The sequence below is a fragment of the Actinocrinis sp. genome, assembly GCF_035605935.1.
GTDB lineage: Bacteria > Actinomycetota > Actinomycetes > Streptomycetales > Catenulisporaceae > Actinocrinis.
Genome location: NZ_DATNGK010000208.1, coordinates 21,962 through 30,070, shown reverse-complemented (window position 1 = coordinate 30,070; position 8,109 = coordinate 21,962). Strand labels below are relative to the sequence as shown.

Sequence of the window (8,109 nt, the reverse complement as noted above, 5' to 3'; positions counted from 1 at the left end):
GAAGACGGCGCCCGATGGCTCGGGGGCGTCTTGTGTGGACGCGCTGGGGAGAAGATCACTGATTCCGGCGGTCAGCTCGCTGATGCCCGCGCCGGTGATCGCGGATCCGAAGAAGACCGGATGCGCGGCGGCCTTCCCGGTCAGCTCCGCGAGCCCGAGGTGGAGTCGCTTGGGCGATGCGGTGTTCTCGTCAGCTAGATAATCGGCGAGGAAGGCGTCATCGTGCTCTGCGAGCACGTCGATCGCTGCTGTCGCGAACTCGGCGTCGTGGGCGGAAAAGGGCGTGAACGCTGCGTCGGCCGTGCCCGCCCTGACCACCGTGCCCATAGGCACGATCGCGTCGGTCAGCTTCTCCCGAAGGCCGCGCAGTACTCGCTCGCGATCTGCGCCGCTACGGTCGATCTTGTTGACGAAGATCAGCGTCGGAATGTCCAACCGCCGCAGCGCCCGCATCAGGACCCTGGTCTGCGCCTGCACACCCTCGACGGCTGAAACCACGAGTACCGCACCGTCGAGCACCCCGAGGACCCGCTCCACCTCGGCGATGAAATCGGGGTGGCCGGGGGTGTCGATCAGGTTGACCGCCACGCCGCCGAGGTCGAAAGACACGACGGCGGACTTGATGGTGATTCCGCGCCGCCGCTCCAGTTCGAGCGTGTCGGTGCGCGTGTTGCCGTCATCGACGCTGCCCGGCTGGTCGATGACTCCGGCGGCGTGCAGAAGCCGCTCGGTCAGGCTGGTCTTACCGGCGTCGACATGCGCCAGAATCCCGAGGTTCAACGTGCTCACGAAGCGTCATGTCCTTGACGTAGAAGGGGGAGATCTTCCGGGTGGACATGGACGCAGCGCGCATTCGCGTTTCTCCTGGTCTTTGGCACTAGGTCACAGCGATTAGAGCAAGGCGTCGTCGCGGCGGGCAAGCGATTTAACGGCTCCGGGCGCGGGGCGGTGCGATTGAAAACGCACTGAAACATCGGATCATTCATTGACCGGCTTTGCGTAGTGGTGTAGACCTCTGAGGCGAGTACCCACGCTATTCGGTACGCGATTCACCTCCCCCGCTTAGCCGCCGCCTCGGAGGCATCCTATGAATCTCCGGCCATCGCGAGTTCGGTTCCGCTGCACCGCCGCCATCGCGGCCACCCTGAGCGGTGTGCTGGCCGCGGGCCTGGCCGCCGGGACTAGCTCCGCCGCCACGGTCCGACCTGGACCGGCAGCCGCCGCGCCGGCCGACCTGTCCCGCGCCGTGATCGACTCGACGATGAAGCGCACCCCCGACCCGGCCAAGCTCGGCGGCTGGGGATACCAGGTCGGCCTCTTCCTCTACGGCACAGACCTCGTATATCAGCGCACGCACGACGCGAAGTACCTGAACTACGTCAAGGGCTGGGTCGACCACTTCGTCAGCTCGTCCGGGCATCTGTCCAACAGCTTCAACAATCTCGACAGCATGCAAGCCGGCAACCTGCTCATCCTGTTGAACCAGCAGACCGGCCAGGCCAAGTACGCCACCGCGGCCGCGCAGATCCGCAAGCGGCTCGACACCTATCCGCGCACGCCTGACGGCGGATTCTGGCACGCGACGTCTAAAACCAATCAGCTGTGGCTGGACGGGACGTACATGGTCGTGCCCTTCCTGCTGCGCTACGGCGCCGCGTACAACGACGCCACATATGCCGATGGCGAGGCCGCCAAGCAGATCACGGTCTACGGCAGCCACCTGGAGAGCCCGACCGGCCTGCTCTACCACGCCTACTCGCTCAATCCCATCAGCTGGGCCGACCCGACCACACACCACTCCTCGCAGTTCTGGTGCCGCTCGATCGGCTGGTACGGCATGGCCTCGCTAGCGACGCTCGACGCGCTGCCGAAAACGGACCCGCACCGGGCGAGCATCCTGAACACCGTGCAGCAACTCGTCTCGGCGATCGGCAGATATCAGGACCCGGCGACCGGTCGCTGGTTCCAGATCGTGGACAAGGGCAGCCTGTCCTCGAACTGGACCGAGACCTCGTGCTCCGCGATGTACACCTTCATCGTGGCCAAGTCGGTGGCGCTCGGCTACGTGCCCGCCGCGGATCAGTCCATTGCGACGAAGGGATACCAGGGCGTGCTGGCCGAGGTCGCGACGGATTCGTCCGGACAGACGCACGTGAAGAACATCTGCATCGGCACGAACGTCGGCGACCTGTCCTACTACCTCAGCCGCCCGCGGGCCACCGATGACTTCCACGGTCTCGGCGCCTTCCTGATCATGAATGAATGGATGCAAGGCAACCGGGCCGGCTGAGTCGGGAAGGGATCAGCCGGCGCTCCATGATCGGCGGGTGCGCCGCCGATCGCAACCGGGACCCGGGTTCCGCCGCCGTTGAGGGTCGGCTGCGGAACCCGGGCCCCGGCCTTGTAGCACGGTGTTGTTTTAGGGTTCTGCTACTTGGTGGTGATGAATGAGCCGGGGCTTTGCACGACGGGGGCCTCGAGGTACAGGCCCTTGTACTCGTCGTGGATGCCCTTGTTGTGCACCTGGATCGCGAGCGGGCCGATCCGTCCGGCCGTCGGGTCCTTGAAGTCGAGCACCTCGGTCGCCTTGCACGTCGCCGCGCCGGGAGCGAGCGGGCAGCAGGCCATCCGCGCGATACCGGTCTGCTGGTTGGCGATCAGCTCGCACTGTGCCCACTTGCTCACCGGGATCTTGGTGTGGGTCAGTTGGGTGAATTCGCCCTTGCCGCCGTTGTTGTGCCCGGGACGGTAATCCCAGTGGCCGCCGTTGGGCGGCTGGAACTGGATCGCGCTGAGCGCGTCGCGCAGCGGCGTCGTGGTGCCCCAGATCAGCACGGTCGGCGCGTGGTTGCCGCTGACCTGCCGTACGTCGAAGATCCAGCGGAACGTGCCGGCCTGCTTGACGTTGTAGTAGATCCAGCCGCGCGCCGTGCCGTTGCCGTGGATGGCGCCGTTCACCACGGACCATTCCCCGGCCGCGGCCTGCGTCCAGCCGGTGAGAGTCGCGCCGTCGAACATGGAGACCAGGTTCGGGTCGCCGTAGGGGTTGGCCGCCGCGGGCGGCTTCGCCGGGGTGGCGGCGTGGGCGGTCGCCGCGATAGCCGGCGCGGCGACGGCTGCGGCGAGCGCGAGCGCGGCGGCGGCCACGGTGCGCAGGGAAAAACGCATGGAGGTACTCCTGTCGGTGTTTTGAGTGAGGTGGTGGATGTTCTGTGCGGTGAGTCGAGCCGGGCCTGCGCCGACCGCACCCGGCGCTGCACGGATGCGGGTGACGCGGCGCACGCGGACACGCGCCGGGGCGCCCTCCGCCCTCGAAAGGTGGGCGGGGGCGCCCCGGAGACTTACTGCACTGGTGTGCTTGTGCGCCGCGAGATACCGGTCAGCGGGCCGGCTGCCAGTTCAAGATCGACTTGAAACTTGATTCGAGCCCTGCGTTGTTCGTGATGCTTGCCGGGATCTGGCTCGCGCTGGTGATGTTCGTGTTGTTCTTGATCAGCACGGACTTGGAGTTATACGCCGCCGGGCCGTTGGTCCAGTAGTTGCCCTCGATGTCCAGCGGGTCGTACGTGCCGTTGTTCAGCGTGTAGTTGGTGTGCTTGCTGCCCCAGACGGTCGCCGCGATGTTGTATTCGCCGTTGCCGGTGATCGTGATGTAGCTGGAGCCGTTGTCGGTGTAGAGGCCATGTCCGGCGGTGGCGATCTGGTCGTGCACCAGTGTGCCGGTGATGTGCTCGCCGTTTGTCAGCGAGCTGCCGGTGATGCCGTTGGTGTAGATCGCGCCGCCGTCGGCGAGCACTGACATGTGGTTGTAGATCAGGTTGTCGGAGAACAGGTTGTGGTTCGAGTAGTTCGGCTCGGCTGGCAGCTTCACCTTGTCCGGCCAGCCGCCCCAGCCCACCGAGATCCCGGTGTACGGCAGGTGGTCGATCTGGTTGTGCGCGACCGTGGTCGTCTCGGCGTATCCGATGTCGATCGCGACGCCGCCGTGGTACTCCACCGAAGTGTTGTAGAAGTGGTTGTCCGCGATGGTGTTGCCGCTGGTGTGCTGGGCCGCGTTGGCCGGCTCGGTGATGTCCACTCCGGCCAGGTCCAGTCCGTTGCCTGAGATGTCGGTGAATACGGACCCTTCGACCGTATCGTTCTGCGATCCGTCGCCGAGATCGAGCCCGGCCGCACCGAGGTGCACGAAGTAGTCGTGGTCGAAGGTGACGTCATGGTCGTAGGCCAGTGAGACATTGCCTGGCATCTTGGTCCAGTTGCCATACGGGCAGGTGCCGCCGGAGACGAACTTGCACAGGCCCTGCGTCGCGTAACCGTGCGTGCCGGTGATCGTGTACGTGGCCTGAATCTCCGAAAAGCCCTCGGGCGAACTGGTCTGGGTGTCGGTCGCGTACGAGAACTGAATCCCGCGGAAGACCAGGTTGTGCACCGGCGCGCTCGCCGTCCCGGCCGCGGAGATCAGCGTCGGGAGCGCGGCCGCCTCTACGTCCTCGCTGCCGATCGTCTCGCCGCTGCGCGGAATGTAGTAGATCCGGTGCGCCGAGGGGTCGAGGTACCAGTGCCCTGCGGTGAGCAGCTCGTAGGCGTTCTCCACCGCGGTCGGCGACTCGGTGATCGACTTGCGGCCGACCAGCTCGTAGGTGCGGCCGGAGCCGTCGGTCCGCATGACCCGCTGAGTCGAGTTGTTCCAGCAGGGCTCGGCCATCGTGATGGTCGTCGAGCTGATCGAGGAGACCGGGCAGCGCGGTTCGGTCCAGGCCCCCAGGCCGCCGCGGTACACGAATTCGATCGCTGACGGGTTGCGCCACTTCGCCATCGGATCGCCGGATGAGGTGGTGTAACCGGTCGAGGTCTGCTTTACCGACACCGGCAGGCTGCCGCTCGCTCTCGGAACGCGCGTGCCGTTGATATACAGCTGCCGGGTGCTGAGAGCGGAGGCGACTGGCGCGGACCAGATGTTCTTCGTCGAGTCCGTCTGCTGCCAGCCGGTGACTTGAACGCCGCCGCTGATGACCGGGGACGCCCCGGACTCGGCCTGCCATGTGACGTCCGCGCCGGAGCTGCCGGAGTCCGCTGACGTGAAGGTGAGTGAGCTGCTGAGCCGGTAGTCGCCGCCGGCGAGATTGACGGTCACCGGGCCGGATCCGGCCGCGAGCGCCGAGCGCACGGCCGACTGCGCGTGGGCGAGCGTGCCGAACGGGCTCGACGCGCTGGTACCGGAGTTGCCATCGCTGCCGGTGGGGGAGACGTAGAAGCTGACCGGGGCGGCGGCCGCGGCGCCGTGCGCGGCCAGCCCGGTGAGCGCGGTGGCGGCGGCGACCGCGGCGGCGGCCAGCCAGGTGCCCTTTCTGCTGAACATGATCGGCCCCTTACTTCGCGGTGGTCGGATGTATGCGGAGCAGGACTGTGCCGTGCGAGGGGACGCTCTCTGACCAGGTCGCTCCGGTCGTGTTCGTGGTCTTATGCGCCCACAGGTCGCGCAGCGCGTAGCCTGCCGCGCCGCCGAGACCGACCGCGCTCGCCGTGGTGGAGATCGACGCGCTCGAACCGGTCTCGTTGAAGAACGCCACCGCGACGTCCCCGTTCGCCAGCTTCTTGGCCAGCACCCGCAGGCCGCTGTTGTCACTGACCTGGACGCCCTGCTTACCGAGGGAGTCCTGGTCGACCGCGATGACTTCGGAGTTGCCGAGTATGTCAAGGGTCTGTGTCGTCGCGGAGGCGAGCTTGGTGCCGATCAGCAGCGGTGCGGCCATCTCGGACCACATGCTGAACTGGGTACGCTGCTCGGTCGCGGTCAGCCCGGAGTTACCGACCTCGAGCATGTCAGGGTCATTCCACGCGCCGGGGCCGGCGAACTGCGCCAGCGGGATGTTCTTGTCGATGATCGAGTCCAGCCGGGTCCAGTTCGTGTGCACGTCGCTGGTGGTGCGCCACAGGTTGCCCACCTGGGGCGACCAGTCCTCGGTGTTGATCCCGTTGTCGCCCTTCTGGCAGATGCTGAACACGATCGCCTGCCCGGTCTGCTTTCGCGCCGCGGCCAGGCCGTCACGCATCGCCGTGTACCGCTGGATCGTGGCCGCGCGGGTGGCCTGCCCGGACGCCTGGTTGCAGTTGTCGTCCTTGAGATAGTCCACGCCCCACTTGGCGAATTGGAGCGCGTCTTGCGCCTCGTGCTGGAACGAGCCGGGGAATCCGTGCGAGCTGCACGTCTTGATCCCGGAATCGTTGTAGAGCCCGAGTTTGAGGCCGAGGGAGTGCACGTACGCGGCGGTGCCGGAGATACCGTCAGGGAACTTCTTCGGGTCGGGTACGAGGTTGCCGTGCGAGTCGCGGCTCGGCAGCGCCCAGCAATCGTCGATGTTGACGTACTGATAGCCGAGCTGTTGCAACGTGCTGCCGCTGGACAGCTTGTGGCTGTGGAAGAAGTCAGCGGTCTGCTTGATGAAGGTCTCGCTGGTGCCGCAGCCGACCGCGTTCCAGTCGTTGAAGCCCATCGGCGGGGTCAGCGCGAGGCCGTTGGCCAGTGCGAAGGCAGGAGACTGTGTGACAACCGTGCCGGTGAGCGCGCCGGCGGCCAGGGCGAGGGCTGTCAGTGCTCTAATCGGCCGGTTCACTTGGTCACCGTCTTGCCGTTGATGGTGACGTTGCTGAAAGAGACGCCGGTGACATGGCTCATCACGTCTGTGCCGTGCGAGATGTTGGTGAAGGTGCAGTGCGACGCGGTCACGCCGTGCACGGAGTCGTTGCTCAGGCCGGTGAAGTCGAAGGCGTACGGCGCCTTGTTGCACGTGGAGTTGGTGACTGAGATGTCGCCGAAGTCCGGCTTGAACGAGCCGGACTGCCCGTTGTACGCCATGGTGAGGAAGGCGAAGGCGCCCTTCTGATTCGACGCGGTGATGCTGTCGAGGTTGATATTGTCCGCGAACCCGCCGCGCTGTGTGTTCGACTTGATGAACAGCGCGTACCGGGTCGGGTTGGCCACGATCTTGTACGCGTACACGTTGCGGATGCCGCCGGTCAGCTCGCTGCCGCAGGTCACCGCGCCCCACGGCCCGCTCATGTGGCAGCCGACGATGACAATGTTCTGCGACGGGATGTTGATCCTGCGCCCGTCGGCGTCCCGGCCGGACTTGATCGCGATGTTGTCGTCGCCGGCGCCGAGGGTGCAGTTCTGGATGACCACGTGGTCGCAGCACTCGGGGTCGCAGCCGTCGGTGTTCGAGTTGGTCGCCGAGGTGGTGACCGAGTCGACAGTCACGTTCGTGCACAGCGTCGGGTGCAGCTGCCAGAAACGCGAGTTGTGCAGCGTGACGCCCTGAATCAGCACCGTGTCGCAGGAGTGCGGCTCGACGAAAGTCGAGCGCATCTGGTGGCCTGAGCCCGGCACGACGCGCTGTGCGGCCGGAACTCCCTTCGCGACCAAGGTCTCCAGGTACGCGCGGTCAGAACCCTGATTCCAGGATGAGGTGCCGGAGGCGTCGAGCACACCCGATCCGGTCAGCGCGATGTTCGAGGCACCGTGTGCGTAGATCATCGGCGAGCGGTTCATGCACTCGATGCCCTCGTAGCGCGTAAGCACGAGCGGGTACTTGCTCGCGTCGCCGCTGAACTTGAGCGTCGCGCCGCTGGCCAGGTTCAGGTCCACGTTGCTGAGCAAGCGGATCGCGCCGGTCACGTAGGTGCCTGCCGGAACCGTGACGTGGCCGCCTCCGGCGGCGTTGCACGCGGCGATGGCCTTCGCGAACGCGTCGGTGTTGTCGGTCTTGCCGTCGGCGACCGCGCCGTACTTGGCGACCGGGAAGGTCGCGGCCGGGAACGCGGGCAGCTTCGTGTTCGCCACGATGGTGTTGGCGGCGGGCCAGGGCAGCGTCGGGATCGCCGAGGTGCGCACCCTTGTGACCGAGCCGGCCAGCAGCCGCCGGGGAGCCGGCGCCGCCTGCGCCCCGGCGGCCTCAAGCAGCGGGAGCGCGGCCGCCGCGCCGAGTGCGGCCGCTCCGGCGGCCAGCAGGCCGCGTCGACTGACGGCCGGCCGGGCGACCTCGTCGCGGCGGTCGGGGGTACTGCTCATGAAGTCCTCCGGGAGGGCTTGGGAAAGAAGAGTGGACCGAC

The 8,109-nt window shown here is 66.7% G+C and carries 6 protein-coding genes; 1 reads left to right on the top strand and 5 read right to left on the bottom strand.

What is annotated here, in order from left to right; genetic code table 11:
- Positions 1–789, bottom strand: a 789-nt coding sequence (locus VN779_RS16745) for a GTP-binding protein (RefSeq protein WP_325724314.1), incomplete at its 3' end; no start/stop codon positions are given.
- 298 nt (positions 790–1,087) lie between these two features.
- Between VN779_RS16745 and VN779_RS16740 the strand changes: the two genes are divergently transcribed.
- The gene (locus tag VN779_RS16740) at positions 1,088–2,290 is read left to right on the top strand and encodes a glycoside hydrolase family 88 protein (protein ID WP_325724312.1); all 1,203 of its coding nucleotides are present in this window, start codon (positions 1,088–1,090) and stop codon (positions 2,288–2,290) included.
- 140 nt (positions 2,291–2,430) lie between these two features.
- On the opposite strand, the gene VN779_RS16735 is transcribed toward VN779_RS16740, so the two are convergent.
- The 4 genes from VN779_RS16735 to VN779_RS16720 form a co-directional block, all read right to left on the bottom strand.
- Positions 2,431–3,168, bottom strand: a complete 738-nt coding sequence (locus tag VN779_RS16735; protein ID WP_325724311.1) for a family 16 glycoside hydrolase — start codon at positions 3,166–3,168, stop codon at positions 2,431–2,433.
- A gap of 211 nt (positions 3,169–3,379) precedes the next feature.
- Positions 3,380–5,359, bottom strand: a complete 1,980-nt coding sequence (locus VN779_RS16730; RefSeq protein ID WP_325724309.1) for a right-handed parallel beta-helix repeat-containing protein — start codon at positions 5,357–5,359, stop codon at positions 3,380–3,382.
- A 10-nt stretch (positions 5,360–5,369) separates the two neighbouring features.
- Positions 5,370–6,614: a glycoside hydrolase family 27 protein gene (locus VN779_RS16725; RefSeq protein WP_325724307.1), complete on the bottom strand. Its 1,245-nt coding sequence runs from the start codon at positions 6,612–6,614 to the stop codon at positions 5,370–5,372.
- Positions 6,611–8,068 (bottom strand): glycoside hydrolase family 28 protein, encoded by a 1,458-nt coding sequence (locus VN779_RS16720; protein ID WP_325724305.1) that lies wholly within the window; start codon positions 8,066–8,068, stop codon positions 6,611–6,613. Before VN779_RS16720 ends, VN779_RS16725 begins: the two co-directional genes overlap by 4 nt.
- Between the last annotated feature and the right edge of the window lie 41 nt (positions 8,069–8,109).

Coding starts and splice junctions, on each gene's coding strand:
- VN779_RS16740 (WP_325724312.1), top strand. CDS start 1,088: ATGAATCTCCGGCCATCGCGAGTTCGGTTCCGCTGCACCGCCGCCATC.
- VN779_RS16735 (WP_325724311.1), bottom strand. CDS start 3,168: ATGCGTTTTTCCCTGCGCACCGTGGCCGCCGCCGCGCTCGCGCTCGCC.
- VN779_RS16730 (WP_325724309.1), bottom strand. CDS start 5,359: ATGTTCAGCAGAAAGGGCACCTGGCTGGCCGCCGCCGCGGTCGCCGCC.
- VN779_RS16720 (WP_325724305.1), bottom strand. CDS start 8,068: ATGAGCAGTACCCCCGACCGCCGCGACGAGGTCGCCCGGCCGGCCGTC.